Origin of the sequence: Spirillospora sp. NPDC048911, assembly GCF_043198015.1 — a bacterium.
Classification (GTDB): domain Bacteria; phylum Actinomycetota; class Actinomycetes; order Streptosporangiales; family Streptosporangiaceae; genus Spirillospora.
Window position 1 is genome coordinate 100,541 of sequence record NZ_JBICUD010000015.1, and the last position, 24,527, is coordinate 125,067.

Below are 24,527 nucleotides of genomic sequence, written 5' to 3' on the forward strand. Positions count from 1 at the left end.
ATGACCCACTCGTCAAGCCGGCAAGCCATCGTCGTCGACCGGGTGACCAAGCGGTTCACCCTGCGGCACGCGCGTTCCATCAAGACCATGACGGTGCGGGCGCTCCGCGGGGAGAAGCTCAAGGAACGCTTCGTCGCGTTGGACGGGGTCTCCGTCACCATCGACGAGGGCGAGTCCGTGGCGCTCCTCGGGGTGAACGGATCAGGCAAGAGCACCCTGCTGAAGATCATCTCGGGGGTGCTGCCGCCCGACGACGGCACGGTCGGCGTGCGGGGCCGTATCGCCGGGCTCATCGAGGTCGGCGCCGGCCTGCACCCCGACCTCTCCGGCCGCGAGAACGTCTTCCTGAACGGTGCCATCCTCGGCATGGACCGCGCCGAGACGGTGCGCAAGTTCGACTCCATCGTGGAGTTCGCCGACGTCGGCCGTTTCCTGGACCAGCCGGTGCGCTTCTACTCGTCCGGCATGTTCATGCGGCTGGCCTTCTCCATCGCCGTGCACACCGAGCCCGACGTCTTCCTCATCGACGAGGTCCTGGCCGTCGGCGACCCGCTCTTCCGGGACAAGTGCATCAAGCGGCTCCGCGAGTTCAAGGACAGCGGCCGCACCATGGTGATCGTCGCGCACGACGCCAAGCTCCTGCGGCAGCTGTGCACGCGCGGAATCTTCCTGGAGAGGGGGCATGTCCTGTGGGACGGCGACATCGACACCGCCGCCGATCTGCTGGTCCGCAAGAAACAGGAGCGCCGCCGCTCCCTCGGCCTCCCCGTCCCCCCGACCGCCGGTGCAGGTAGATGACCCAAGCTCCCCCTTACCCTCACCCCTCCCCGCCCCCCGCCATCGCCGCTCCCGGGCGGCCCGTCGCCGCCCATGGGCGGCTTCTCGAGCTCGACCTGCTGCGCTTCATCGCCGCCGCCGCCGTGATGCTGCACCACTACGTCGGCGAGATCGCCGGATGGGGGCCGCAGGGCTATTCCAAGCTGGGCGGCGTCTCCAACGTCACGCAGTACGGCAACCTCGGCGTCGACCTGTTCTTCCTCATCAGCGGCTTCGTCATCCTGATGAGCGCGTGGGGCCGCAGCGTCGACCGGTTCGCCGCCTCGCGGATCGTCCGGCTCTTTCCCGCCTACTGGTTCGCCGTCGTGCTGGTGCTGGCGGTCTACCTGGCCACCGACCTGCGGTGGATCCCCGCCGAGACCGACAAGCGGGGCGCGCTGGAGGCGTTCCTGCCCAACCTGACCATGCTCCAGACCGGCCTGCACGTGCAGTCGCTGGAGGGCGTCTACTGGACGCTCTGGGTGGAGCTGCACTTCTACGTGCTGGTCGCGGTCGCGCTGCTGGCCCGGCGCGGGGCGATGACCTACGAGCGGTGCATCGCCTTCATGGTGTCGTGGCTGCTGGCCGGGGTCTTCGCGCAGGAGGCCGACTCCGAACTGCTGATGGCGGTGCTGGTCCCCACCTGGGCGCCCTACTTCGTCGCGGGCATGGCCTTCTACCTGATGTACCGGTTCGGGCCGAACCTCGTCCTCACGCTGATCATCCTGTTCGGCTGGGCGCTGGCCGTCTACCACCGCACCACGATCCTCAACCCGGTCCTCGCGCTGCCCGAGACGCGGAACCTGGCCATCCCGTTCGGCGTCACGCTCGCCTTCGTGATCATGTGGCTGGTGTCGACCCGGCGGCTGGGCTGGCTCGGCGTGCGCGGCGCGACGCTGCTGGGCGCGCTGACCTACCCGCTCTACCTGGTGCACGAGACGCTGGGCCGGATGATCCGGGAGCGGTTCGACGACGTGCTGGGCCCGTGGCAGATCCTCGGGTTCAGCATCGTCCTGGCCCTGGCGGTCGCCTACTCGGTCTACCGGCTGGTGGAGACCCCCGCGCAGAACTGGCTGAGGCCGAGGCTGGCGGCCGCGTTCGCGCGGATTCGCGAGCAGAGCGCGGCCGCGGCTGCGGCGGCCAAGGCCTCGTCGCCTGTGCCGACGCCGACGCCGATGGCGGTGCCTCCGCCGGCGCAGGTCCCGGCCGTCCCCTCGCAGATGTCCGGAGCGGTCCATCCACAGGCCTCGGGAGCCGCCACGCAGTCGGGGCAGCACTACGGCGTGCAACCTTACGGGGAACCTGGGGCGGGGGAGGGGCCGTTGGACGGGCGTTGGGGAAGCGTTCGCACCGCGCCGGGCGACGGTATGCCTTAATCTGATCAAGCTTGCCTAGGTCGTCTCATTGGTCCCGATGGTCGGAAGAAGGTTCTGAATGCTCCGCGCGAGACCGAGACGGCTTGCAGGCGCGCTGATCGCTCTCTCCGTGCTGCTCGCCGGCTGCGGCGGCGTGGGCGACAAGAGGACCAAGGCGACCGGGTCGTCCGACGCGGAGGCGGCGCGCAAGAAGCCGAACATCGTGTACGTGCTGACGGACGACCTGGACTGGGGCCTGGTCAACTACATGCCGAACGTCAAGCGGCTCCGGCAGCGCGGCATGACGTTCTCCAACTACTTCGTCGCCGACACGCTGTGCTGCCCGTCGCGGGCCACGATCCTCACCGGCAAGTTCCCGCACAACACCGGAGTCCAGAGCAACGACCCGCCGACCGGCGGGTTCACGGTCTTCCAGCAGCGCGGCAACGAGCAGAACACCTTCGCCACCTCGCTGCAGCGGACCGGCTACCGGACGGCCCTCATGGGCAAGTACCTCAACGGCTACGAGACGACCAGCCAGCAGGGCTCGACCCGTACCTACGTTCCGCCGGGCTGGACCGAATGGCAGGTCACCGGGCTCGGCTACGGGATGTACAACTACAACCTGAACAGCAACGGCGTCCTGAAGTACTACGGGCGGCAGCCGAAGGACTACCTGAACAAGGTCCTGACGGACAAGGGCGTCGACTTCATCAACCGCAGCGTCGGCGCCCGGAAGCCCTTCATGCTGCAGATGTCGACCTTCTCGCCGCACGCGCCCGCCACGCCCGCGCCCCAGGACGCCAAGTCGTACGGGAAGCTCAAGGCGCCCAGGACGCCGGGCTTCAACGAGCCGGACATCAGGGACAAGCCGGGGTGGCTGCGCAAGTACCCGCGGCTCAGCGCGAAGCAGATCCAGGCCATCGACCGCGCGTACCGGCAGCGGGTACGGGCCGTCCAGTCGGTCGACCGGATGATCGGGAAGCTGCAGGCCACCCTGAACGCCAAGGGCGTCGGCAACGACACCTACTTCGTCTTCAACTCCGACAACGGCTACCACATGGGCCAGCACCGGCTCAACGAGGGCAAGCTCACGGCCTACGACACCGACATCAAGGTGCCGCTGGTCGTGGCGGGGCCGGGAGTGCGCGCGGGCAGCACGGAGTCGCGGTTCGCGCAGAACACCGACCTCTGCCCCACGTTCCTGGAGCTGGCGGGCATCAGGCCGGCGCAGAACATCGACGGCCGGTCGCTGGTGCCGCTGCTGCGCGGCAGGCCGGTGCGCGACTGGCGGATCAGCGCGTTCATCGAGCATCTGGGGCCCAAGTTCGAGCGCGACGACCCCGACCTGCCGCTCAAGTACGGCGGCAACCCGCCCACGTACTCGGCGGTGCGGACGGCGAGCGAGCTGTACGTGGAGTACCAGAACGGGGATCGCGAGTACTACGACCTCACCCGGGACCCGTACCAGCTGGGCAACCTCTACGCGCGGATGCCGGCCGCGAGGCGCGTCGAGCTGCAGGGAGTGCTCGGCGCCTACCGCGCGTGCGCCGGCGGCAACTGCCGCAAGATCCGCTAGCGGACGCGGCAGGGCCCGGTGCGGCGGGACCGGAGTCTAGCGGGGCTCCAGGCGCCAGAGCTGGGCCGCCCGGCCGGTGCAAGGCGCCTGCTGGACGACGGCGCCGGTCGCGTGCGACCCGTCGGTGACGTCGACGCAGTCGCCGGTGGTCTTCGCGACGACGGTGTAGATCATGCCGGTCACCTGGTTGACGGACCACGTGGCGCAGGGCCCGCCGCCGAGGCAGCGGCCCGTCCTGGCGTTGCGCAGCTTGAGCGAGCCGTCAGAAGCGCTTGAGACCGTCCACTTCTGGCGCGGCCGACGGGTGTCGCACGGCAGTTGCCGCACCGTCTCGCCCGGGCCGGTGGCGTCCAGGCACAGGCCGCTGCCCGCGTTGCGGAGGCGGTACGCGCCGGGCTTGGGCGGGACGGGCGCCGCCGGCTTCACCGCGGCCGTCCCGACGAACGCGCGGCACGTGTCGTTGCCGGCCCGTTCGGTGGCGACTTCGAGGATGCCGTTGCCGTCGGCCACCGGGAGGAGCGTGGAGCTGTAGTTGTCGCAGACCACCTCGTCGTGGTCGGGACGCGCGGAGAAGCCGACCCTGACCGGGGAGGTCTGCTCGTACCAGCGGCCGCGGCCGTTGTCGATGTTGACGAGGACGGTGGATCCGCTCGCGGGGCGCGCCAGCTTCCCGTTCTCGAAGCGGAGCAGGCCGCCGACGAGGAGCAGCCGCCCGTCGGGACCGCCGCCGGGCATCCAGGTGATCGTGGGGGCGTGGTAGAGGTACTTGCCGTCCACGGTACGGACCGCGGTGCCGACATCGCGTGGATCGCCCCAGTCAGATCCGTCCGGGGACGTGCGGTAGTGGACCTCGCAGGAGTCCTGTTCGCGCCCGCACACCTCGTACGCCATGAAGTAGGCGCCGTTGGGGGTGCGCCTGACCACCGGCATCCCGGGCCGGGCGCCGCCGCCCAGGGCGATGACGTCCTTCTTGGCCCCCCAGGTGGCCCCGCCGTCGGTGGACACCACCTGGGCGATCGTCTGCTCGTGGCCCGGGCTCGTCTCGTCCGAGAAGTAGCAGACCAGCCGGTTCTGCGCGTCCAGGGCGAGCTCCGGCTCCCAGAGGCCCTGGTCCGCGGGCGTCCCGGGCGGCGCGCTCGCGCAGCTGGACAGCAGGCCCCAGGTGCGTCCGCCGTCCGTGCTCCGCCAGACGCGGAGGTCGGGGCGCCGGCCCGGCGCGTTGTTCTTCATCCCGACGGTCCAGGCCCAGAGCAGGGTGCCGGCCGGCTGGGAGCCGACCTGCTGCGGGAGTTCGAGCAGGCTGCCGCAGCATCCGCCGCGGCCACCGGCCGCCTGGTCGTCCCGGATCTCCGAGAGCTGCCTGAACGTGGCGCCGTCGTCGGTGCTCTCGTAGAAGCGCGCCAGATCGGTGAGGCCGCCCTGCGCCGAGCCTGAGACGCTGACGAGGATGCGCCCGTCGTCGAGCCGGATCGTCCGCGGGTACATGGCCTGCCGCTCGTCGAGGGGCCGCTCCGGCCGGGTGACGAACTCGGCGGCCGCCACGGGAGCGGGCGCCGTGGGCGTCGGGCTCTTCCGGGCGGCGGCGGGCCGGGGGCCGTCGCCCCCGCAGCCGGCGAGCGTGACCAGGACGGCCGTCAGCAGCGCCATGACGCGCACGGCCGGCGCGGCCGAGCGGTGACCGGGCTCGCTCCTCATCTCTCTCCTACTTCGACCTCACCCCGGGACGGATCTCGACGGAAGTACGTCAGGGAGTGAGCCGCTGGCTCATCCATCGCATCACCGGCGGCAGGACCTGGTTCCAGGTCCCGAAGTTGTGACCGCCGGTGTCCAGTGTGATCGATGACGCCTGCATCGGGGGTTTGACCAGAGACAGGAAACGTTCGGTGCCCGCGCGGTTCTGCTCGCCGACCTTGCTGGTCGTCACGAGGACGGCGACGGGCGGGGGAGGGAGGTTGCGCAGCCGCCAGAACAGGTCGTTCTCGTCCCGGACCGCCTGGCTGCCGCCGTACAGCTCGCCCGTCGTCACGTCCTTGATCGCGCCGTAGTAGCCGGAGATGGACGCGGCCGCGGCGAAGACGCTGGAGTGCCGCATCGCCAGCTTGAGCGAGCAGTAGCCGCCGGTCGAGAGGCCGAAGACGCCCCAGCCGGTGCGGGAGGGGGACGTCCTGTACTGGGACGAGATCGCCTCGGGCAGGTCCTGGGCGAAGAAGGTCGCCGCCTGCGGCCCGCCCGGCACGTCCATGCACTCGGTGTCGCGGCCCCCGGCGAGCGCGGGCCGCATGAGCACGTAGATGGTCGGCTGGATCTGCCCGGCCTTGATCTCCTTGCTCGCCGTCTGGGGCACCTTCAGCTGGGTGACCAGGTTGCGCACGGCTCCGGGGTAGCCGCTCAGCGCGAGGACGACGGGGAAGCGCTTCTGCTCCGCGCCAGGCTGGAAGTACTGCGGGGGAAGGTAGACGTAGCCCCGGCCGCGCAGCCCGGATCGGGCGCCCTGGATGTCGACGCTCTCGACCGAGCCGTCCTTCGCCGGATCGCCGCCGACCGAGAACTCCGGCTTCAGCTTGATCACCTTCGCGCCGGTCAGCGCACCGGCGGGACCGCGGTTCTGGATCACTCCCGGCCCGTCGCCGCCGCGGCCGATCCCGGTCAGCTCGCTCCAGGTGGCGTAGAAGGCGAACTGCCGGTTGATCAACGCCAGCACGGACGCCAGCACGAGCAGCTGGCAGAGGCCGAAGAGGGCGAGCCGCCCGATCACGAAGCGTAGTCCCCGGCCGCCCAGCCGGCCCCAGCCCCACACCGTCGCGACCAGCACGGCGACTGCGGCGGCGATCAGCAGGCAGACCAGCGGCCAGCCGATAAGCGACACGCACACTCCTTGATCCCCGAGTCACCGGCATATCGGACGATACCGGCAAGTTCGTGTCATTCGGTAACGGTTGTTGGTGGTGGGACGACTGGGATAGCGTCGCGAGGCAAAGATTTTGATCATAGGAGTGCCGTGCGACGCGTCGTGATCCTCGCCGCGGGTGGAGCCGTGCTCGCCGTGGCGGCCGTGGGATACGTCGCCTACTCGCAGTCGCGGCGCCGCGCCGCTACGTCCCGGCCAGGGCCGGCGGCGAAAGCCGCGCGGCCGCCGGCGCGCGCCTCCGCGCCCGCGCCGGTGCCGGTGCCCGTATCCGCGCCCGCACGACGACCGGCGCCGGCACCGGAGCCCGTCCGCGTCGTCCGGGCGGAGACCGCGGCCGGCTCCTCTCCACGACGAAGGGGCGCCTCGATGAGACGACGCTTGATCGTGTCCGTGGCCGGAACCGCGGCGCTCGCGGTGGGCGGCACGGCGGCATGGACGGTGGCGCGCGACGGTACCCCGACGCCCGTCGCCCCCGTGGCCGCTCCGGCGCAGGCGACCGCGACGGCCGCCGCCGCGGCGCCCAAGCTCGTCATCCCGATCAACTTCGCGGACCCGGACGTCATCAAGGCCGGCCAGACCTACTACGCGTACGCGACGAACGCGCGCGGCAAGAACATGCCGGTCGCGTCCGCCCCCTCGTTGCGCGGGCCGTGGAAACAGCGCCGCGACGGGCTGCCCAAGCTCGGCGCCTGGGCCAAGACAGGGCGTACGTGGGCTCCGGACGTGATGCGGCGCAAGGACGGCAAGTTCGTCCTCTACTACTCGGCCGTGAACCGTTCGACCGGCCGGCACTGCCTGGGCGCGGCCCTGGCGTCCTCGCCGCTCGGCCCGTTCCAGCCGGCCGCCAAGCCGCTGGTGTGCGACGCCCCCGCGGGCGCGACGCATCCCGGGGTACAGCCGGAGATCATCGACGCGGGCAGCTTCTCGCAGGGCGGCCGCAACTACGTCCTCTACAAGGTGGGCTACAACTCGCACGGCAAGCGTTCGTTCCTGGCGCTCCAGCGAGTGAGCACGAACGGCCTCAGTCGTGTGGGCAAGCCCAAGGTGATCCTGGCCCAGACCAACGAGCCGTACACGGTCGAGGCTCCGGACCTGGTCTACCGCCAGGGCAAGTACGTGCTGTTCTACTCCGCCGGGGTGTTCAGCAAGGACAACTACCAGACGCGCTACGCGGTGGCCTCGAAGCTCGGCGGCCCGTACAAGAAGGCCGCCAAGCCGCTCATGACCACCGGCGGCTTCGGCCGCAAGGTGAACGGGCCGGGCGGCGCGGACGCGCTGTGGGGCGGCGCCGGGGTCTGGAACATCGTGTTCCACGGCGCGATCCTCCCCGGGCCGCCGCCCGAGCCGGACCCCTCACCGCACCCGAAGAAGCTCACGCGCGGCATGTACGTCGCCGGCCTCGGATGGACGAAGAGCGGCTACCCCGTCGTACGCTGACCCGGAAAGACCCGGGGGTGGCCGGATCCGGCCAACCCTGGGCTGTGTGGTGTCCGATCTTTGCCGCAGGTGGGCTGGGTGACCGAATTGGTGCCTCAAGTCGGTCATAGGTAGTCGTGTTCGGTTGAAAGTGGCGCGTTGTGCCGGAAACGTCTTTACTCTGTGCGGGTAGGAATCCGACCCGACCCGGCCCCCAGGCGTTCCTTACCGTCCCGCGACACCCAGGGGTTTGACCACGTGACGGACATGGCGAGCGGTTCCGCGATGGCGCGGTTGATCCAGGCCGACCGCGTCCATGTGGGCTGGCGTTACGCGCAGGTGCATCCCGATCCTGGACCGCCGCCCGCCCTGATCGCGCCCGCGACGGCGGAGCCGGCGCCGGCCGGCCTGCCCGGGCGCATGCCCGCCGAACAGCTCGCCGGGCGGCCGCTGCGCATCGCCAGCGCCGGTGCGGGCGTCGGCATGGCGCTCTTCCTGCTGTGCGGTGCCGGGGGTGTGCTGCCCTGGGCGTTCGCGGTGGTGGCCCTGCTGGCCTGCGGGGTCGTGCTCGGCATCACCGGTTCGGCGTTGTGGCGGGACGAGCGTGTCGTGCGCGAGCGGATCGCGCAGGCGCGGGCCGCGGGCGAGCGGGAGCGCGCCGCGTGGCTCCGGGCGCGGGACGCGGCCGAGAAGGAGTACGCCACCGCGCTCGCCGACTGGGAGCGCAGGCAGCGGGCGTACGAGAACCAGCGCGAGTGGTATCCGGTGGCCGTCCCGCCCGGGGTCGACCGGGTCGACGTCGTCGGCGGCACGCTCGCCGGCTGGTCGGCGTCCGTGACGACCATGGGCGCGGCGCGGCTCGCGGTGGGCGCCCGGGTGACGGTCATCGACCTGTCCGAGGGCGCGGTCGCCCACGACCTGCTGCGGCTCGCGGCCGACCGCGGCGACGACCCGCTGGTGTGGGTGCTGCCGGCCGACCTGTCGCGGCTGGACGCGACGCGCGGGCTCGGCCCCGAGGCGCTCGCCGACGTGCTGTCGCTGGTGGTCAGCGCGGGCGAGGAGCAGAGCGGCACGCGCGACCTGTCGTTCGACAACTCGATCCTCGAACGGCTCATCGAGGTCCTCGGCAGCGGCGTGACGATCCCGCAGATCACGGCGGCGCTGCGGGTGCTCGCGCAGGTCGGCGACCCGCGCGACGACCTGCGCCGCGGCCTGCTGACCGACGAGCAGCTCGAACGGATCACCACGCTCTTCGGGCGCGACGCGACCGACCGCATCGTGGTGCGGCGGGCCTGGGCGCTGGAGGCGCAGCTGCGCAAGCTGGAGCGGCTGGCGACCGAGCCGGTCCAGCTGCCGCCGTCACGGCTGCACGTGGTCTCGATGGACCGGCGCGCCGGCGTCCTGACCAACCGCGTGCTCGGCACCTACATCACGACGGCCCTCACGCACCGCATCCGGGAGGCGCCGCCCGGAGGCAAGTGGGACCACACCCTTTTCCTGTGCGGCGCGGAGAAGCTGCGTGGGGACGTCCTGGACCGCCTGATCGACGCGTGCGAGGCCACGGGCACCGGGCTCGTCCTGATGTACCGGTCGATCCCGCAGCACGTCCGTGAGCGGCTCGGGCGGCGCGGGCACGCGGCGGTCGGCTTCATGCGGCTCGGCAACCCTGAGGACGCCCGGATCGCCGCCGAGCACATCGGCGCCGACCATCGCCTCCTGGTCGCCGAGATCACCGACTCGGCGGGGGAGACCCTATCCGACATCGCGGGCGAGACCTACGCCAGCACCGTCGCGTTCGCGCGGCGGCGGGGCGACGAGCTCAACGATCCGGTGTGGTCGCCGCTGCCCGCCCCGGCCGCCGACGACACCGCGCTGGTCGAGGGCATCAGCTCGTCCACAGCCTGGGGGCGCAGCATCACGGCGACCGAGACGCGCCAGCGGTTCCGCGAGCTGCTGATCGAGCCGCCGCAGCTCCAGGAGCTCCCGCCGACCGCGATGGTGTTCACGCACGCGGGCGCCACGGGCCGCCGGATCCTGCTGGTGGACGCCAACCCCGGCATCATCACGCTGCCGACCGCGCACTCGATGGAGTTCGAGGAGCACGTCCGCGAGCAGGAACGGCTGCGCCAGGCCGAGCTGGAACGCGACAGCCCCGAAGCGGCCGATGCGGCGGACGAGAACGCGCCGGACGAGCCCGCGCCGGACCCTGACTCGGATCCCAAGGATTCCGGCCAGAAGGGACGCGTCGTTCCGCCTTCGCCACGCGCCACTTGGGGGTCGCGCGCCCGGCACGCCCTGCCCAGGGGCACCGGTCCGCGGCCACAGCGCATCGTGCCGCCGCTGAAGGCGAACGGTAAGCACGCCGCAGACCCTCCGCCGAAACCACCTTCCGAGTAGTGGCGCGAGGGGGTGGCCGGGGATAAGGATGCTGGCGTGACCCAACCTCCCAGCATGCGGCCACCTCCCGGCATGCGGCACCACGCCGCCGGTCCACACGCCGCCGGCCCACACGAGGCGGACGCCTCCGCCCTGCCGGGGCCGTGGTACCGGATCCAGGCGATCCCCGCTCCCGAGCGGAACGCGTCGGCCGAGTGGGACTTCGTGAGCGTGCTCCCCGCCGCGCTGTCGGCGGCACGGCGGCAGCGGCCGTTCGTGGTGGGGTGGATCTCGCCCGGCGGTGGCGCGCCGCTGGAGCTCATCACGAACGCGGGCCCCGTAAGCCCCGGCCCGGAGGTCCAGCAAGGGCTGCTGTTCCCGAGCGGAGCGCGCGGCGTGCCGATCGGCGAGGGCTGGCTGCGGCGGGCCGAGCGAATGGTGTGGACGCGGTGTCCCGGCCGTCTCGCGCCGCAGGTGAAGACGGCGGACAACAGCGCGAGCCTCTTCGAGGCGACGCTCATGACGTTGATGGAACGGCCGTTCGGCTGGTTCGTGGTCGCCGATCCCTGCGACGAGCGGCTGCTCGACAACGAGATGCGCGAGCTGCATCACGAGCTGCGCATGCTGCGGCGCGGCGAGGACGAGCAGGCGCGGCTGGCGGTCGCGCGCGCCGACCAGCGGCTGGCGGAGCTCGACTCGTTCCGCGAGGCCGGCCTCTGGCGGGTGCGGGTGCTCGCGGGCGCCGCGTCCGAGACCGAGCTGAGCCAGATCGCGCCCGTGCTCGTCGGGTCGATGGAGCTCAGCCACCATCCGTACCGGCTGCGCTCCGGGCACGGCAGCGGCACGTTCAGCGAGATCCTGCGGCCGCCCGCGTCGGCGCCGGCGGTCTCCCGCCCGGCGGTGGAGTCGGAGCAGCGCTACCCGTTCGTGGCGACGGCGGGCGCGCTGGCGGCGCTCGCCGGGCTGCCGCGCCGCGAGGTGCCGGGGCTGCGGGTGCTGGACGCGGGCTACTTCGACGTGACGTCCGAGACCGACGACGCGCCCGCGCACGCGAACGAGCCGCGCATCGAGCTGGGCGCGATCCTGGACGGGCAGGACCGGCAGGTCGGGCGCTTCACCGTGCCGCGCTCGACCATCAACCGGCACGTCTTCGTGACCGGCTCCACCGGCTCGGGCAAGTCGCAGACCGTGCGGCACCTGCTCGAACAGCTGACCCGCGCGGGCATTCCCTGGCTGGCGATCGAGCCCGCCAAGTCGGAGTACGCGGCGATGTCCGGGCGGATCGAGGATCTAGGCGGCCCGGTGACCGTCGTCAACCCGTCCGATCCGGCGTCGGTGCCGCTGTCGGTCAACCCGCTGGCGCCCGAGCCCGGCTACCCGGTGCAGGCGCACATCGACATGGTGCGCGCGCTGTTCCAGGCCGCGTTCGACGCCGAGGAGCCGTTCCCGCAGATCATGGCGCAGGCGCTGCAGCGCGTGTACGAGTCGAACGGCTGGGACGTGGTGACCGGCGCCGGGGTGCCCGGGTCGCTCATCGAGCCGGCCGTGCCGACGCTCGAACAGCTCCAGAACGCGGCGCTGCAAGTGATCGGGGACGTGGGGTACGGCCGCGAGCTGATGGCCGACGTCCAGGGCTTCGTGGACGTGCGGCTGCGGTCGCTGCGCATCGGCTCGGCCGGGCGGTTCTTCGAGGGCGGCCATCCGGCCGACATCGGCGGCATGCTGCGCGAGAACATCGTGCTCGCCATCGAGGACGTCGCCAACGACGAGGACAAGGCGTTCCTCATGGGCACGCTGATCATCCGGGTGGTCGAGCACCTGCGGATGCGGTCGCGGGCCGCCGGCGCCGGGACCTCGCCGGGGCTGCGGCATGTGATCGTGATCGAGGAGGCGCACCGGCTGCTGCGCAACCGCGGCCCCGAGCGGACGAGCTCGCACGCGGTCGAGCTGTTCGCCGGGATGCTCGCCGAGATCCGCGCGTACGGCGAGGGCATCATCGTGGCCGAGCAGATCCCGACCAAGCTCGTGCCGGACGTCATCAAGAACACCGCGCTCAAGGTCGTGCACCGGCTTCCCGCCTACGACGACCGGCACCAGGTCGGCGCCGCGATGAACCTCGACACCGAGCAGTCCCGCGAGGTGGTGTCGCTGCGTCCCGGCGTCGCGGCCGTGTTCGCGGACGGCATGGACCGGCCGCTGCGGGTGCGGGTGCCGCTGGGCGAGGGGCGGGAGGCCGTCCAGCCCGGCCCGCCGCCCCCGGTCGACGGTCGACGTTCAGCCGCGTGCGGCGTGGAGTGCCGCTCGGGGCGCGCGTGCTCGCTGTACGAGCTGCGTGAGGCCGATCTGCTGGCGGGGAACGCGGACTGGGCCTGGCTGCGGCTCTGGACGGACACGCTCGTTCTCGCCCACGTCACCAACCGCCCGCTGCCCTCCGTCCCGTCGGAGCTCGGCCGTGCCTGGTCGCGTCTCGTCCCGCGGCTCCGCGAGTGCACCCTGGCGACTCTGGTCGAACGCGCGGTGACGCGGCGGGCGTGGGCGCTGCGGACGGGGTTCGCGCCGTCGGAGCTCACCGCGACGGTGGCGGCGTCCGCCCAGCAGCTTCTGGGCGGCGCCTACGGGCTCGCGGGGGCGCTGCCCGGCCCCACCTGGGTGATCCCGCAACTGCGCTGGCTGCACGAGATGGAGCGGCTCTTCCCGTTCGGCGCCGGCGCCCCGGACAAGCACGCGCCCGCGCCGCCGCTGGACTACCAGCTGCCCGGGCTGAAGCAGCCCGCCGAGCCCAAGCTCGGGCACCGGCTGCGCGCGCTGCGCCGCCATCCGCTGTCGATGGAGCTGGAGGCCAACCGGCCCATCGCGATCACGGCGCTGGCCGGCGACGACCACCACGAGGGCTTCGTCCGCGATCTCGCGGTGGTCGGGATCGGGCTGTCGGACGAGGAGCAGCTCGCGCACGTCGCCGAGACCATGCGGGTCGGCTCGTGGCTCGACCCGGTGCTGAGCTGGCCGGAACGCTTCATCGCGCCGTTCGAGGACCCGTCCGCCGGACTCCCCTTCCCCGCGGAGTAAGATGCCGCCCGACGGGGCGTGGCGTCAGCCGGCGTCGGCGTGTCAGATGGCGTCGGCGGAACGGACCTGGAGGCCCGCCTGCTCGGCGATCGGGGTCCAGTAACGGACGAAGTCGGCCTTGGCCTCGGAGGCGCGGGTGTCGGCGTCGGTCGCGGTCGACGGGCAGTCGGGCGCCATGCTCAGGTAGTTCGAGTTGGACTCGACCGACGCCTGGAGCGCCCGGACGAGCGCGTCCTTCATCTCGGTGCCGCTCTCCAGCGCGCTGACCTCCAGCCCGCGCGCCTTCTCCAGCTGATCTTGGCGCTGGGTCCGGATCCGCCGCAGGCCCGAGCTCTCGCACTCGCCGTCGCCGGTGACCGTGCCCAGCTCGGAACGCGTCGCGACCATCTCGGTCAGCAGCGCGTCGACCTTGCCCGCCTGTTCGGTGAGCTCGGGCCCCGACGTCGTGGCCGTCGGCGTCTCGCCGCCGCCGGTGTCGGTCGGCTCGATGCTCGTGCTCTGCTGTGGCGTGGGCGTCACGCCGGCGTTGTTGGACGAGTCGTTCGGCCAGAACACGATCGCGGACGCCAGCGCGGCGAGCAGCACCACGCCCGCGGCGATGAGGATCAGGGGAAGGGCCCGCTTCTTCTGCCTGGGGGGCGGCGGCTGCCAGATCTCCGGCTCGTCCCACGGCTCGCGCGACAGGGAGATCGAGGTCTCGCCCGGAGACTCGCCCACCGGTGGCTCGCGCGGTGTCCATGGGTCGGACTGCTCGCGCGGTGCCCAGGGGTCGGACTGCGGAGGCGGTGACCACGGCACCGGCTCCTGCGGATTGGGCGTCCAGGGCGTGGGCGGAGGCCGGTCGTACGAGCCCGCCCGAGGCCCGCCGGGGTCGGGGGTCGTCGCGTTCTCGCCGAGCGGCGCATCGCACCGTGGGCAGGTGGAAAGCGCCGGATCAGCGTCGCTACCACATCGCGGGCACCGCATACCAAGCCCTTACCTAGAGGGACCTTCAGTCACAAGATACCTACACACCGTTCCAGCGTCGCTGCGAATGGCCCGCCTGTTTGGCGATCGGGTTCCAAAGCCTGACGAGCTGCTTCTTGGCCAGCGTCGCCTTGCGCTCGGCGGCGGCGCGGCCCGGTGCCTGCGAGGCGTCCGGCTTGGGCTTGCCATTGCAGCCCTGCTGGGCCTGCTGGGCCCACGTCAGCAGCGCCTGGTCGGCCTCCAGCGAGCCCTGGAAGGACTGGCGCAGCGCGCTGCGGAGCTGCTCGCCCCGCTTCAGCTTGTCGACCTTGAGGCCGTCCGTGCGGCGCAGCTGGTTCTGCCTGCGCTGGGCCACCCGCTGGAAACCGTCCATGGCGGCGCCCAGGTCCTTGCACTTGCGGGTGTTGCCGATCGCGATCGTGAGCACCCGGCGGGTGTCGGCGCTGGCGTTCAGCAGCTGGTGCACGGCCAGGGCCTGCTCCTTGGCGGCCGCAGGGAGCGGCTTGTCGTCGGACACCTTCTTGTTGGGCGCCGTGGTGACGGGCTGCTTGGCGGCCGGCGGCTTCTTCTCCTCGCCGTCGGGCCACATCACCATGCCGACGGTGACCAGCGCGACGACCACGAGGGCCGCCACGGTGATCAGGAGCCCCTTGCTCACGCCGCCGCCCGGCGAACGCGGCGGTGCCTGCCCGCCGTACGCGGGGTCGTAGGGCATGCCGTTCGGATCCATCGGGCCGCCCGGCCCCGGCCCTGGCCCCGGGAACCCGCCGTGCTCCATGCCGTTGTAGAGCGTCGCGTTGTACGGCATGCCGTTCTGCTCCATGCCGGACGGGAGGGGCGCGTTGGGGTGCGGCATGCCGTGGTCGAGCATGGTCGCGTTGCCGTCGAACTGCGGCGGGCCCTGGTCCATCATCGTCGCGCTCGCGTCCAGCGGTTGTTGCTGCTGCTGGTGGGCGGGCGGGGCGATCTGGGTGGCGTCCATCGAGCCCCACGCCTGGCCGGCGGGCGGCTGCTGCTGGGCCGGCTGGGGCGCCCACTGCTGGGTGGCCTGGGCGGCGTCCTGCGGCTGCTCGTCCGGGGAACGGGCCGGGGCGTACCAGGAGTCGGGGACGATCGACTCGGCGGGCGGCTCGGTGCCGTACGGGGACGGCCCGGTCGCCTGAGCACCGGCCCAGGAGGGCGGCGGGGGCGGCGGAGCGGCGCCGAACGCCGCCGGGGCGCCACCGGAGCCGGGCGTTGCGCCGGACCCGGGAGCGGGGTCGTCGTCCACGTCGTCGGGGTCGAACGTCCACGCGGCGGTCGACTCGGGATCGGCGGGCGGCAGCGCGCCGGACGCGGTCGCGAACCCGCCCGAGGAGGCCGGGGAGAGCCCTTCAGCCGGGGAGAGCCCCTCGGCCGGCGCGGGCGGCGGCGGGAGGGTGCTGGGCGGCGCGGGCGGCAGGCCATTCGAAACCGGCCCACCCGAGCCCAGGCCACCTGACAGTGGATCGTCCTGCGCCGGACCGTCCGCTGCCGCCGGGGACGGTGCCCAGGCCGGAGTCGGCGGCGGCACCATCATCGTCTTGTCGCCGACCACCTCGGCATCGGCGAGCACCGGGGCGCTCAGCGGCGGCAATCCCATCGGCGTGCTCGAACCCATGGGCGGGCTCGACCCCATCGGCGTGCTCGACGGAGCGTCCAGTGGTCCCGCGAGAGGGTCGATCAGCGCATTGCAGTTCGGACACCTGCCGAGCGTCCCGGGCGTGTGAGTACCGCACGTCGGACACTGCATCGCTCAGACCTCGCCTTGTCGCCGCTTTCCCCACGAAACAGCAGGGCCCCCGACAAAGTACTGGTTGGCGTCGCTCTCGGGCGCGCCGTTGGCGATATTGCGACTCGTTCATCCGATTTGTCGCCGCCATCCGGGGCTGGCACCGAACCACGCCCGGGCGATGGCGGTCAACATCGGGCCAAGTGGTTTACCTCGAATCGTGTGATCCTCGTCGCATTTTCCATGCACGGCGGGGAGGGAGAACCGTCGATCTCCTCACGTTGTGGCGAGATCGCCGCTGGTTCCGGCTAGGCTCGGGGCGACTTTCCGAGGCGCCCCGGAAGGCCCCCCGCACACCAGAGAAGACGGAGTCCATGAGCGATCTTCCACTGCGTTCGCAGCTGGCCGTCGCGCTCGGCCGTACGGCGGCCAAGATGTCCCGGCTAGCCGGCAAGGGGGACGGGTCGGTGATCGGCGGCAAGGTCGGCCTCAAACTCGACCCCGAGTTGCTGACCAGGCTGGCCAAGGACCGCAAGCTCGTCCTCGTCAGTGCGACCAACGGCAAGACCACCACGACCCGGCTGATCACCTCGGCGATGACTCCGCTGGGCGAGGTCGCCACCAACGCGTTCGGCGCCAACATGCCCACCGGGCACGTGTCGGCGCTCGCGTCGGCGCCCGGCGCCCGCTACGGCGTGCTCGAGTGCGACGAGAAGTACGTGCCCATGGTGCTCAGGGAGACCGGGGCCAACCTCATCGCGCTGATGAACCTGAGCCGCGACCAGATGGACCGCGCCGCCGAGATCTGGCTGCTCGCCGGCAAGTGGCGCAAGGCCCTGGAGGCCGCGCCGCAGACCCACGTCATCGCCAACTGCGACGACCCGCTCGTCACCTGGGGCGCCTCCACCGCCCGCAGCGTGACGTGGGTCGCCGCCGGGCAGCACTGGCGTGAAGACTCCTGGTGCTGTCCCGAGTGCGGCGGCCCGCTCGACCGCCAGGACACCGACGAGGACAGCGACTGGCGCTGCCGCGAGTGCCACTTCGCCCGCCCGCGGCCCGACTGGGTGCTCAAGGGCGACCAGGTCACCTCTCCCGACGGCCGGATGTTCCCGCTGTCGCAACTGGCCCTGCCCGGCCGGGCCAACCGGTCGAACGCGCTGGTCGCCCTCGCGGTGGTCGCGCAGTTCGGGGTGCCGCCGGAGCAGGCGCTGCCGCTCCTCGGCGAGGTCCGGTCCGTGGCGGGCCGCTACACCACGGTCGAGCACGAGGGCCGCCACATCCGGCTGCTGCTCTCCAAGAACCCGGCCGGCTGGCTCGAGGCGTTCGACGTGCTGGAGCCCGCGCCGGGCCCGGTCGTGCTGTCGGTCAACGCGCAGGGGCCCGACGGCCGCGACACGTCGTGGTTGTGGGACGTCGACTACCGCATCCTGCGCGGCCGTCCCGTCTGGGTGACCGGCGAGCGCCGCATCGACCTGGCCGCCCGGCTGGAGGCCGCCGAGGTCCCGTTCACCATCGTCGACGACATCGAGCAGGCCGTCATGACGGTGCCGCCGGGCCGGCTCGACGTGATCGCCAACTACACCGCCTTCCAGAACATCCGAACGAGGTACGGCCGTGTCGTATGACCCCGCGAACGCAGGGCCCCGCCGCCCGCTGAAGATCGTCTGGATCTATCCGGACCTGCTCTCCACCTACGGCGACCAGGGCAACACGATCGTCCTGGAGCGCCGGGCCGCGCTGCGCGGCATCCCGACCGAGACCGTGCACCTGCGCTCGGACGAGCCGGTGCCGCCGGACGGCGACATCTACCTGCTCGGCGGCGGCGAGGACCGGCCGCAGATCCTGGCGGCGCAGCGCCTGCGCAACGACGGCGGCCTGCACGCCGCCGTCCAGCGCGGCGCCGTCGTCTTCGCGGTCTGCGCCGGCTACCAGATCCTCGGCCACGAGTTCGGCGGCGAGGAGGGGCAGCCGCTGCCCGGCCTCGGCCTGCTCGACATCCGCAGCGTCCGCGGCGAGCAGCGGGCCGTCGGCGAGGTCGTCGGCGACGTCGCCGCAGAGCTCAACGTGCCGCGCATCACCGGCTTCGAGAACCACCAGGGCGCCACCCACATCGGCCCGAACGCCCGGCCGCTCGCCCGCGTCGTCGCCGGCATCGGCAACGGCGGCGGCGACGGTACGGAGGGGGCCTACGCGGGCCGGATCCTCGGCACGTACATGCACGGCCCGGCGCTGGTGCGCAACCCGGGCCTGGCCGACCTGGTGCTCCGCTGGGCCGTGGGAGCCGAGCTCCAGCCCATCGACGACTCGTGGGCGGGACGGCTGCGTGAGGAACGTCTCAACGCCGTCCTCACGTCCGGCTGAGACCGCTTCCGGCGTCCGCCCGCTCGGCTATGAGCGGGCGGGCTCCTCCTCTTCCTTCCGCCTGCGCTTGCGGAGGGTGCAGGCGTGCGCGCGTTCCTCCGGGTGCGCCTTCGACCGCAGCAGGCTCGCGACCGTGGTGATCACCAGAATCAGCAGGATCACGCCCAGCGAGAGCGGCGTCGGGATCTCGGGCGCCGACTTGGTGACGTCCTCGTGCACGAACGCGAGGATCAGCTTGACGCCGATGAAGGCCAGGATCAGCGACAGCCCGATCGACAGGTAGACCAGCCGTACGAGCAGGCCCTCCACCAGGAAGAACAGCGCCCGCAGGCCCAGCAGCGCGAAGGCGTTGGCGGCGAAGACGATGAACGGCTCCTCGGTGACGCCGTAGACCGCCGGGATCGAGTCGAGCGCGAACAGCACGTCGGTGCTGCCGATCGCGACGAAGACCAGCAGGATCGGCGTCATCACCCGGTGCCCGTCCTCGCGGGCGAACATTGCGCCGCCGTGGAAGTCGGTGGTCAGCGGCATGATCTTGCGCGTCCGGCGGACCAGGAAGTTGTCGTCCACCTCGGGATCCTCGTTCCGGTGCCGGATCAGCTGGACGGCCGTCCACAGCAGCACCAGGCCGAAGATCAGGAACGTGAACGAGAACGTGCTGATCGCCGCCGCGCCGACCGCGATGAAGACCGCCCGCAGGGCCAGCGCCGCCGCGATGCCGAACAGCAGCACCTTCTGCTGGTACTTCTCGGGCACGCTGAACCGCGACAGGATGATCACGAAGACGAAGAGGTTGTCGACCGAGAGGCTCTTCTCCACCACCCAGCCGGCGAAGTACTCGGTGCCGGCGGCCGAGCCGGCGAGCGGGAAGAGCGCGAGCCCGAAGAGGGCCGCGACCGCGATGTAGAACACCGACCAGAACGTGGCCTCGCGGAGCCCGACGGCGTGCGGCTTGCGGACCGCCACCAGCAGGTCGAACACGAACAGCGCCACGATCAGGCCGATCGTCGCACCCCAGAGCCACACCGGGATCTCGATCACACGGCCTCCTCGGGAACGGGGTCGTCGAGCCGCTTATGTCCGTTCTACCGAGGCTCAATCAGCGCCCCCGCACCAGATCGATCAGCGCACCCCGGCCTCTGGCCCCGATACTCAGGCCCCCGGCCTGCCCGGCTCCTGGGCCTTCGGCCTGCCGGTCAGTAGACGAGCGCCTGGGCCCCGTCCGCGGTGGCCTCCTCGACGAACGTCGGGGCGCCGGCGATGCGAATGCCCTCGATGACGTCGTCCGGTCCGATGTCGCGCCGCGCCGCGCACTGCGTGCAGACCGTCACCCGGCCGCCCCTCAGTACCACGTCGAGCAGGTCGTCGAGCGGTGTGGCGTGCGGCAGCTCGAACTCCTTGGCCCGGCCGGGCAGCGCGTACCACGCGGACTCGCCGGTCAGCCAGAGGGACACCTCCAGGCCGCTGGCGACACCGGCCGCCGCGACCGTGAAGGCCTGATTGCACCGCTCCGCGCCGTCGGTCCCCGCCGTCGCCTTGATCACCAGAGATCTCGCCATACCGGCACCCTAACCCCCGTGGGAGATAGGGTCCCCTACCGTGGGCGGCATGGTGAACGCGGGAATCCTGGTGGCGGTGCTCGGGCTGATGGCGGTCGCCGCCATCCTCCTCGTCGTGCGGCTGGCCCGGCTCCGTTAGCCGCTACGCTCGGTGCACATGGAGCCTCAGCTGCACCCCGACCTCGAACCCCTGAAGTTCCTGCTCGGCACGTGGGAGGGCGCCGGCGTCGGCGACTATCCCACGATCAAGGAGTTCCGCTTCGGGCAGGAGATCTCGTTCGGCCACAACGGGAAACCGTTCCTGATCTACTCCAGCCGCAGCTGGTTCATCGAGGACGACGGCTCGCTGGGGCGGCCGCTCGCCACCGAGACCGGCTACTGGCGGCCGCAGCCGGGCAACCAGGTCGAGGTGACGCTGGCGCACCCCACCGGGATCGTCGAGATCTACGTCGGCAACGTCGCGTTCAACCGGGTGGAGCTGCTCAGCGACGTGGTGGCGCGCACCAAGACGGCCAAGGAGGTCACCGGCGGCAAGCGCCTGTACGGCCTGATGCCGGAGAAGGACGGCAAGCGCGACCTCGGCTGGGTGTACGAGATGGCCGCGGTGGGGCAGCCCCTCCAGTCGCACCTGTCCGCGCAGCTCAAGAAGGTCGCCTGACGGACGCTGGAAATTGAACGATCCCCGGACCTCCCCGCCGGGTGGCGGGAGGTGGACAGGACGGGTCCACCAGTCCGGGGATCGGGTAACTGCCTGGTTTTCGCCGGTCACCGTCGCGACCGTGCGTGCCGCCGCCGAGGGCGGCGGCTCCGAGGCGGAACGGCGACTAGCGGACAGCCACCTCGCGAGTCCTAGAACTATGCATTGTCTGGACCACCTCCTTTCGCGCGTCTTCGAAAGTTATGCGAGCCGGACGGATCAGGGCAAGTGGAATTTTCGCGAGCTCATCTGGCGACCCCGGCGGCACATAGACTCGGGGCATGGCCGAGACGTGGCAGGAGGAGCTGAGGGCGAGGGGCTACCGCGTCACCCCGCAGCGGCAGCTCGTCCTCGAGGCGGTGACCGCGCTGGAGCACGGCACGCCCGAGGAGATCTGCACCGAGGTGCAGCGCACCGCTCGTGGCGTCAACATCTCCACGATCTATCGCACGCTGGAGCTCCTGGAGGAGCTCGGGCTGGTCAAGCACGCCCATCTGGGCCACGGCCCGCCCAACTACCACCTGGCCGAGGACGCCGAGCACATCCATCTGGTCTGCCGCGGCTGCGAGACGGTCACCGACGTCGATCCCAAGGTCGCCGCCGGGCTGGCGGAGGTGCTGGAGCGCGACTTCGGGTTCGAGACCGACGTGCACCACCTCACTGTCTTCGGCGACTGCAAGAACTGCCGGACCAAATAGTCTGGAGTGCATGGAGAGCCCGCTGCTGAAGCTGCCCGGAGCCGTCGCCGCTGATTCGCCCGACCAGGAGGTCGCCGCGCACTACGGAGAGCCCGCGCACGAACAGCGCGCCCTGGAGGCGGGCAGGGCCTTCGTGGATCGCAGCAACCGCGGTGTCGTCCGGATCGAGGGGGCGGACCGGCTGCGCTGGCTGCACAGCCTGCTGAGCCAGCATCTGGAGGGGCTCCGGCCGGGCGAGCCGACCGAGGCGTTGCTGCTCAGCCCGAACGGGCACATCGAGCACCATCTGCACATGATCGACGACGGCGAGGCCGTCTGGGTGCACGTCGAGCCGGGCGCGGCGCCGTCGCTGGTGGAGTTCCTCGACAAGATGCGCTTCATGATGCGCGTCGAGGTGGCGGACGTGAGCGAGCGCTACGCCGTCGTCACCGGGCCCGCCGGCCTCGGCGGGACGCTGGTCTGGCCGGACGCCGCCGGCACCGAGACACGCATCGTCCTGCGCGACGCCCCGGCCGACAAGGCGGACGCGAAGCCCGCCTCCGAGACCCAGGCCGACGCGCGGGGCGACGCGCAGGACGGGGCCAGCTCCGAGGCGGCCTCTCCTGACCTTGCGGGGTTGTCGCTGGCGACGTTCGCCGAGGGCGAGCTGCGGCCCGCCGGGCTGTGGGCGTACGAGGCGATGCGCATCGCCGACCACAAGCCGCGCATGGGCCTCGACACCGACCACAAGACGATCCCGCACGAGATGGGCTGGATCGAGTCGGCCGTCCATCTCAGCAAGGGCTGCTACCGGGGCCAGGAGACGGTCGCCCGCGTGCACAACCTGGGGCGGCCACCGCGCCGGCTCGTCTTCCTCCACCTGGACGGCAGCGTCAACACCCTTCCCGCGCACGGCGATCCGGTGGAGATTCCGGGGGGCCGCACGGTGGGCTTCGTGGGCTCGGCGGTCCGGCACCACGAGCTGGGCCCGATCGCGCTCGCGCTGGTCAAGCGGAACGTCCCGGTGGACGCCGAACTGCTGGCCGGCGGGGTCGCCGCGAGCCAGGAGATCGTGGTCTCCCCGGACACCGGTGCCAACGCGAAGATCGACTTGCGCAGGACGGCCGCAAATCGGGCGTAAACCGCCTACCGTACGGGGAAATCGTCTGTCGTGGACGGATGCCCCGATCGGTCGCCGCCCCGCCCGCGTCAGCGGGGGGCCACGCGGTGGATCGGGCTTGGTCAGCCGGTCGAGATTGGGTGGAGCCCTGCCGATGGTGGCGAACCTGGAAAACGAGGAACCGCCGACCGCGAAGAAGGGCACGCGGGGTCTGCGCCGCAGGCGCCGCCGTGAGTCGGCGCTGGTCTGGTGGGGCGGGTTCGCCGTGCTGGTCGTGGCCGCCTGGTGGTTCCGGTCGTGGCGGCTGGCGCTCATCGCGCTGCTGCTGTGGTGCCTCTACCAGTTCCTGCTGGTGCCGACGATCTGCCGGGTCATGACGCGGCAGGGGTTCTCCTGCCGCGAGCCCGCCCGCGGCCGGCTGTTCGCCTGCGGGGCCGCGCACCAGGCGGTGAAGAACGACGCGGTGTGGCGGCTGGCCGGTCTCCGCAACCCGTTCCGCAAGCGGCCCGCGCCCAGCACCGAGCGCGAGACCGGCGTCCTGGTCGTCTCGTCGGAGGTCCGGGGCCGCCTCGCGCAGACCGACCGGGGACTGATCATCCTCGCCGCGCTCGGCACCGTCGTGACGATCGTCGGCATGGTCTACGGCTTCTGACCGAGAACGCGCGCAGCCCGGCGTCCGGCTGGGTCAGATGTCGAGGATCAGCGTGATGGGGCCGTCGTTGACCAGGCCCACCTTCATGTCGGCGCCGAAGATCCCGGTCTCGACCTTGGCGCCGAGGGCGCGCAGTTCGTTCACCACCGCGTCCACCAGGGGCTCGGCCACCGGGCCCGGCGCGGCGTCGCTCCAGCCCGGGCGCCTGCCCTTGCGCGTGTCCCCGTACAGCGTGAACTGGCTGATCACCAGCAGCGGGGCGTTCACGTCCGAGGCGGAACGTTCGTCCGCGAGGATGCGCAGTCCCCACAGCTTGGCGGCCAGCTTGCGCGCCTTCTCGGGGGTGTCGTCGTGCGTCACCCCGACCAGGACCATGAGCCCCGGCCCCTCGATCGCCCCCACGACGCGGCCGTCCACGGTCACGTCCGCCCGGCTCACTCTCTGCACCACTGCGCGCATGCCTCCTGATTCTGCCGGGTGCGTTCAAGTCGCCTGAAAGTGGTCTCCAAGTGGGCGGGTCCAAGCTGGGGTCATGCGAGAGGACAGGGTGCTGACGGTGCGGCCTCGCCGGCCGACCGATCCGCAGGTGGACCTGCGGCTCTACACGATCGCCCACCGGGCGATCCAGCGCGGCGCCCACGAGCTCGCCGATCTCGCCGGGCGGCTGCGCGCCGAGGAGACGGTGCTGACGGAGCGCCGTGCCAAGGCGCTGGAGACCTTCGTCGAGCTGTTCGTCTCCGACGTCCGGCTCCATCACCGGTACGAGGACGAGATCGGGTTTCCGGTCGTCCGCGCGTCGGCATTGGGCGCGGTGGACATCGAGCCGCTGAGCGTCGATCACGACCGGCTCGGCCCGATCCTCGCGGCCCTCTGCACGGCGACCGCGGGCCTGCGCGCGGACCCGTCCGACGCGCTGGCCCGGAAGGCCATGGCGGTCGAGGCCCTGCGGTTGCGCGACCTGCTCGACGAGCACATCACCGAGGAGGAGCGCGACATCTTCCCGGCGATCTCCCGCTACGTGTCCGTGGAGGACTTCGACCGCTGGGAACGGGCCGTCACCAGGGCCTATCCCAAGCGGAGCCTGTGGTTCACCGCCTCGTGGTGGGCCGCGGTGACCCCGCCGGACGACGCGGTGGCGTGGTCGAAGACCCCGGTGACGTTCCGGCTGGCGTTTCGGCTCTTCAAGGGGAGGTACGAGCGTCTGAACGGGACGCTCTTCGGTTGACCGG

General features: G+C 71.7%; 20 protein-coding genes. 13 read left to right on the forward strand and 7 right to left on the reverse strand.

Features of this window, described 5'->3' with window-relative positions; genetic code table 11:
- Genes ACGFNU_RS46460 through ACGFNU_RS46470 form a run of 3 tightly spaced genes read left to right on the forward strand, consistent with a single transcriptional unit; the run spans position 1 to position 3,750 of the window.
- Positions 1 to 798, forward strand: coding sequence for an ABC transporter ATP-binding protein (locus ACGFNU_RS46460; RefSeq protein ID WP_392603116.1), 798 nt, complete (start codon positions 1 to 3; stop codon positions 796 to 798).
- Positions 795 to 2,192, forward strand: coding sequence for an acyltransferase family protein (locus ACGFNU_RS46465; RefSeq protein ID WP_392603117.1), 1,398 nt, complete (start codon positions 795 to 797; stop codon positions 2,190 to 2,192). Before ACGFNU_RS46460 ends, ACGFNU_RS46465 begins: the two co-directional genes overlap by 4 nt.
- A 58-nt stretch (positions 2,193 to 2,250) precedes the next feature.
- Positions 2,251 to 3,750 carry a sulfatase gene (locus ACGFNU_RS46470; RefSeq protein ID WP_392603118.1) on the forward strand — a complete coding sequence of 500 codons (1,500 nt, stop codon included), beginning with the start codon at positions 2,251 to 2,253 and terminating at the stop codon, positions 3,748 to 3,750.
- Positions 3,751 to 3,786: 36 nt separating this feature from the next.
- On the opposite strand, the gene ACGFNU_RS46475 is transcribed toward ACGFNU_RS46470, so the two are convergent.
- Together ACGFNU_RS46475 and ACGFNU_RS46480 are read right to left on the reverse strand one after the other, a co-directional pair.
- Entirely contained in the window at positions 3,787 to 5,445 is a 1,659-nt protein-coding gene (locus tag ACGFNU_RS46475) for an RICIN domain-containing protein (protein ID WP_392603119.1), read from the reverse strand.
- 49 nt (positions 5,446 to 5,494) lie between these two features.
- Positions 5,495 to 6,616: an alpha/beta hydrolase gene (locus ACGFNU_RS46480; protein WP_392603120.1), complete on the reverse strand. Its 1,122-nt coding sequence runs from the start codon at positions 6,614 to 6,616 to the stop codon at positions 5,495 to 5,497.
- A gap of 132 nt (positions 6,617 to 6,748) precedes the next feature.
- On the opposite strand from ACGFNU_RS46480, the gene ACGFNU_RS46485 reads away from it, so the two are divergent.
- From ACGFNU_RS46485 to ACGFNU_RS46495, 3 genes are all read left to right on the forward strand, one after another.
- The gene (locus tag ACGFNU_RS46485; RefSeq protein WP_392603121.1) at positions 6,749 to 8,095 is read left to right on the forward strand and encodes a glycoside hydrolase family 43 protein; all 1,347 of its coding nucleotides are present in this window, start codon (positions 6,749 to 6,751) and stop codon (positions 8,093 to 8,095) included.
- A 246-nt stretch (positions 8,096 to 8,341) separates the two neighbouring features.
- Positions 8,342 to 10,471 (forward strand): hypothetical protein, encoded by a 2,130-nt coding sequence (locus ACGFNU_RS46490; RefSeq protein ID WP_392603122.1) that lies wholly within the window; start codon positions 8,342 to 8,344, stop codon positions 10,469 to 10,471.
- A gap of 36 nt (positions 10,472 to 10,507) precedes the next feature.
- On the forward strand, positions 10,508 to 13,516 hold the full coding sequence (locus tag ACGFNU_RS46495; RefSeq protein ID WP_392603123.1) for a helicase HerA-like domain-containing protein: 3,009 nt from the start codon (positions 10,508 to 10,510) through the stop codon (positions 13,514 to 13,516).
- A 42-nt stretch (positions 13,517 to 13,558) separates the two neighbouring features.
- Here ACGFNU_RS46495 and ACGFNU_RS46500 read toward each other — a convergent pair whose 3' ends face one another.
- Both ACGFNU_RS46500 and ACGFNU_RS46505 read right to left on the reverse strand, forming a co-directional pair.
- Entirely contained in the window at positions 13,559 to 14,233 is a 675-nt protein-coding gene (locus ACGFNU_RS46500; protein ID WP_392603124.1) for a hypothetical protein, read from the reverse strand.
- A gap of 289 nt (positions 14,234 to 14,522) precedes the next feature.
- Positions 14,523 to 16,121, reverse strand: a complete 1,599-nt coding sequence (locus ACGFNU_RS46505) for a hypothetical protein (protein WP_392603125.1) — start codon at positions 16,119 to 16,121, stop codon at positions 14,523 to 14,525.
- Positions 16,122 to 16,606: 485 nt separating this feature from the next.
- On the opposite strand from ACGFNU_RS46505, the gene ACGFNU_RS46510 reads away from it, so the two are divergent.
- Positions 16,607 to 17,857 carry a MurT ligase domain-containing protein gene (locus ACGFNU_RS46510; protein ID WP_392603126.1) on the forward strand — a complete coding sequence of 417 codons (1,251 nt, stop codon included), beginning with the start codon at positions 16,607 to 16,609 and terminating at the stop codon, positions 17,855 to 17,857.
- Positions 17,847 to 18,593, forward strand: coding sequence for a type 1 glutamine amidotransferase (locus tag ACGFNU_RS46515; RefSeq protein ID WP_392603127.1), 747 nt, complete (start codon positions 17,847 to 17,849; stop codon positions 18,591 to 18,593). Before ACGFNU_RS46510 ends, ACGFNU_RS46515 begins: the two co-directional genes overlap by 11 nt.
- 27 nt (positions 18,594 to 18,620) lie before the next feature.
- On the opposite strand, the gene ACGFNU_RS46520 is transcribed toward ACGFNU_RS46515, so the two are convergent.
- Positions 18,621 to 19,634: a TerC family protein gene (locus ACGFNU_RS46520; RefSeq protein ID WP_392603128.1), complete on the reverse strand. Its 1,014-nt coding sequence runs from the start codon at positions 19,632 to 19,634 to the stop codon at positions 18,621 to 18,623.
- A 155-nt stretch (positions 19,635 to 19,789) separates the two neighbouring features.
- Positions 19,790 to 20,152 (reverse strand): DsrE family protein, encoded by a 363-nt coding sequence (locus ACGFNU_RS46525; RefSeq protein ID WP_392603129.1) that lies wholly within the window; start codon positions 20,150 to 20,152, stop codon positions 19,790 to 19,792.
- Between the two features lie 157 nt (positions 20,153 to 20,309).
- Here ACGFNU_RS46525 and ACGFNU_RS46530 point away from each other — a divergent pair, with 157 nt between their 5' ends.
- From ACGFNU_RS46530 to ACGFNU_RS46545, 4 genes are all read left to right on the forward strand, one after another.
- On the forward strand, positions 20,310 to 20,810 hold the full coding sequence (locus ACGFNU_RS46530; protein WP_392603130.1) for an FABP family protein: 501 nt from the start codon (positions 20,310 to 20,312) through the stop codon (positions 20,808 to 20,810).
- 320 nt (positions 20,811 to 21,130) lie between these two features.
- On the forward strand, positions 21,131 to 21,547 hold the full coding sequence (locus tag ACGFNU_RS46535) for a Fur family transcriptional regulator (protein ID WP_392603131.1): 417 nt from the start codon (positions 21,131 to 21,133) through the stop codon (positions 21,545 to 21,547).
- A 10-nt stretch (positions 21,548 to 21,557) separates the two neighbouring features.
- On the forward strand, positions 21,558 to 22,667 hold the full coding sequence (locus ACGFNU_RS46540) for a YgfZ/GcvT domain-containing protein (protein WP_392603133.1): 1,110 nt from the start codon (positions 21,558 to 21,560) through the stop codon (positions 22,665 to 22,667).
- Positions 22,668 to 22,800: 133 nt separating this feature from the next.
- Positions 22,801 to 23,298: a hypothetical protein gene (locus ACGFNU_RS46545; RefSeq protein WP_392603135.1), complete on the forward strand. Its 498-nt coding sequence runs from the start codon at positions 22,801 to 22,803 to the stop codon at positions 23,296 to 23,298.
- Between the two features lie 33 nt (positions 23,299 to 23,331).
- Here the strand turns inward: ACGFNU_RS46545 and dtd are convergent, their stop codons facing one another.
- Entirely contained in the window at positions 23,332 to 23,757 is a 426-nt protein-coding gene (gene dtd / locus ACGFNU_RS46550; protein ID WP_392603137.1) for a D-aminoacyl-tRNA deacylase, read from the reverse strand.
- A gap of 73 nt (positions 23,758 to 23,830) precedes the next feature.
- Here dtd and ACGFNU_RS46555 point away from each other — a divergent pair, with 73 nt between their 5' ends.
- Positions 23,831 to 24,523, forward strand: a complete 693-nt coding sequence (locus ACGFNU_RS46555; protein ID WP_392603138.1) for a hemerythrin domain-containing protein — start codon at positions 23,831 to 23,833, stop codon at positions 24,521 to 24,523.
- The last annotated feature ends 4 nt before the right edge of the window (positions 24,524 to 24,527 follow it).

What these genes read in the sequence shown, in the direction of transcription:
- ACGFNU_RS46505 (WP_392603125.1), bottom strand. Translation starts at nt 16,121, where the DNA reads ATGGGTTCGAGCACGCCGATGGGATTGCCGCCGCTGAGCGCCCCGGTG.
- ACGFNU_RS46535 (WP_392603131.1), top strand. Translation starts at nt 21,131, where the DNA reads ATGGCCGAGACGTGGCAGGAGGAGCTGAGGGCGAGGGGCTACCGCGTC.
- ACGFNU_RS46540 (WP_392603133.1), top strand. Translation starts at nt 21,558, where the DNA reads ATGGAGAGCCCGCTGCTGAAGCTGCCCGGAGCCGTCGCCGCTGATTCG.
- ACGFNU_RS46555 (WP_392603138.1), top strand. Translation starts at nt 23,831, where the DNA reads ATGCGAGAGGACAGGGTGCTGACGGTGCGGCCTCGCCGGCCGACCGAT.
- ACGFNU_RS46475 (WP_392603119.1), bottom strand. Translation starts at nt 5,445, where the DNA reads ATGAGGAGCGAGCCCGGTCACCGCTCGGCCGCGCCGGCCGTGCGCGTC.
- ACGFNU_RS46510 (WP_392603126.1), top strand. Translation starts at nt 16,607, where the DNA reads ATGAGCGATCTTCCACTGCGTTCGCAGCTGGCCGTCGCGCTCGGCCGT.
- ACGFNU_RS46545 (WP_392603135.1), top strand. Translation starts at nt 22,801, where the DNA reads ATGGTGGCGAACCTGGAAAACGAGGAACCGCCGACCGCGAAGAAGGGC.
- ACGFNU_RS46525 (WP_392603129.1), bottom strand. Translation starts at nt 20,152, where the DNA reads ATGGCGAGATCTCTGGTGATCAAGGCGACGGCGGGGACCGACGGCGCG.
- dtd (WP_392603137.1), bottom strand. Translation starts at nt 23,757, where the DNA reads ATGCGCGCAGTGGTGCAGAGAGTGAGCCGGGCGGACGTGACCGTGGAC.
- ACGFNU_RS46460 (WP_392603116.1), top strand. Translation starts at nt 1, where the DNA reads ATGACCCACTCGTCAAGCCGGCAAGCCATCGTCGTCGACCGGGTGACC.
- ACGFNU_RS46470 (WP_392603118.1), top strand. Translation starts at nt 2,251, where the DNA reads ATGCTCCGCGCGAGACCGAGACGGCTTGCAGGCGCGCTGATCGCTCTC.
- ACGFNU_RS46465 (WP_392603117.1), top strand. Translation starts at nt 795, where the DNA reads ATGACCCAAGCTCCCCCTTACCCTCACCCCTCCCCGCCCCCCGCCATC.
- ACGFNU_RS46490 (WP_392603122.1), top strand. Translation starts at nt 8,342, where the DNA reads ATGGCGAGCGGTTCCGCGATGGCGCGGTTGATCCAGGCCGACCGCGTC.
- ACGFNU_RS46530 (WP_392603130.1), top strand. Translation starts at nt 20,310, where the DNA reads ATGGAGCCTCAGCTGCACCCCGACCTCGAACCCCTGAAGTTCCTGCTC.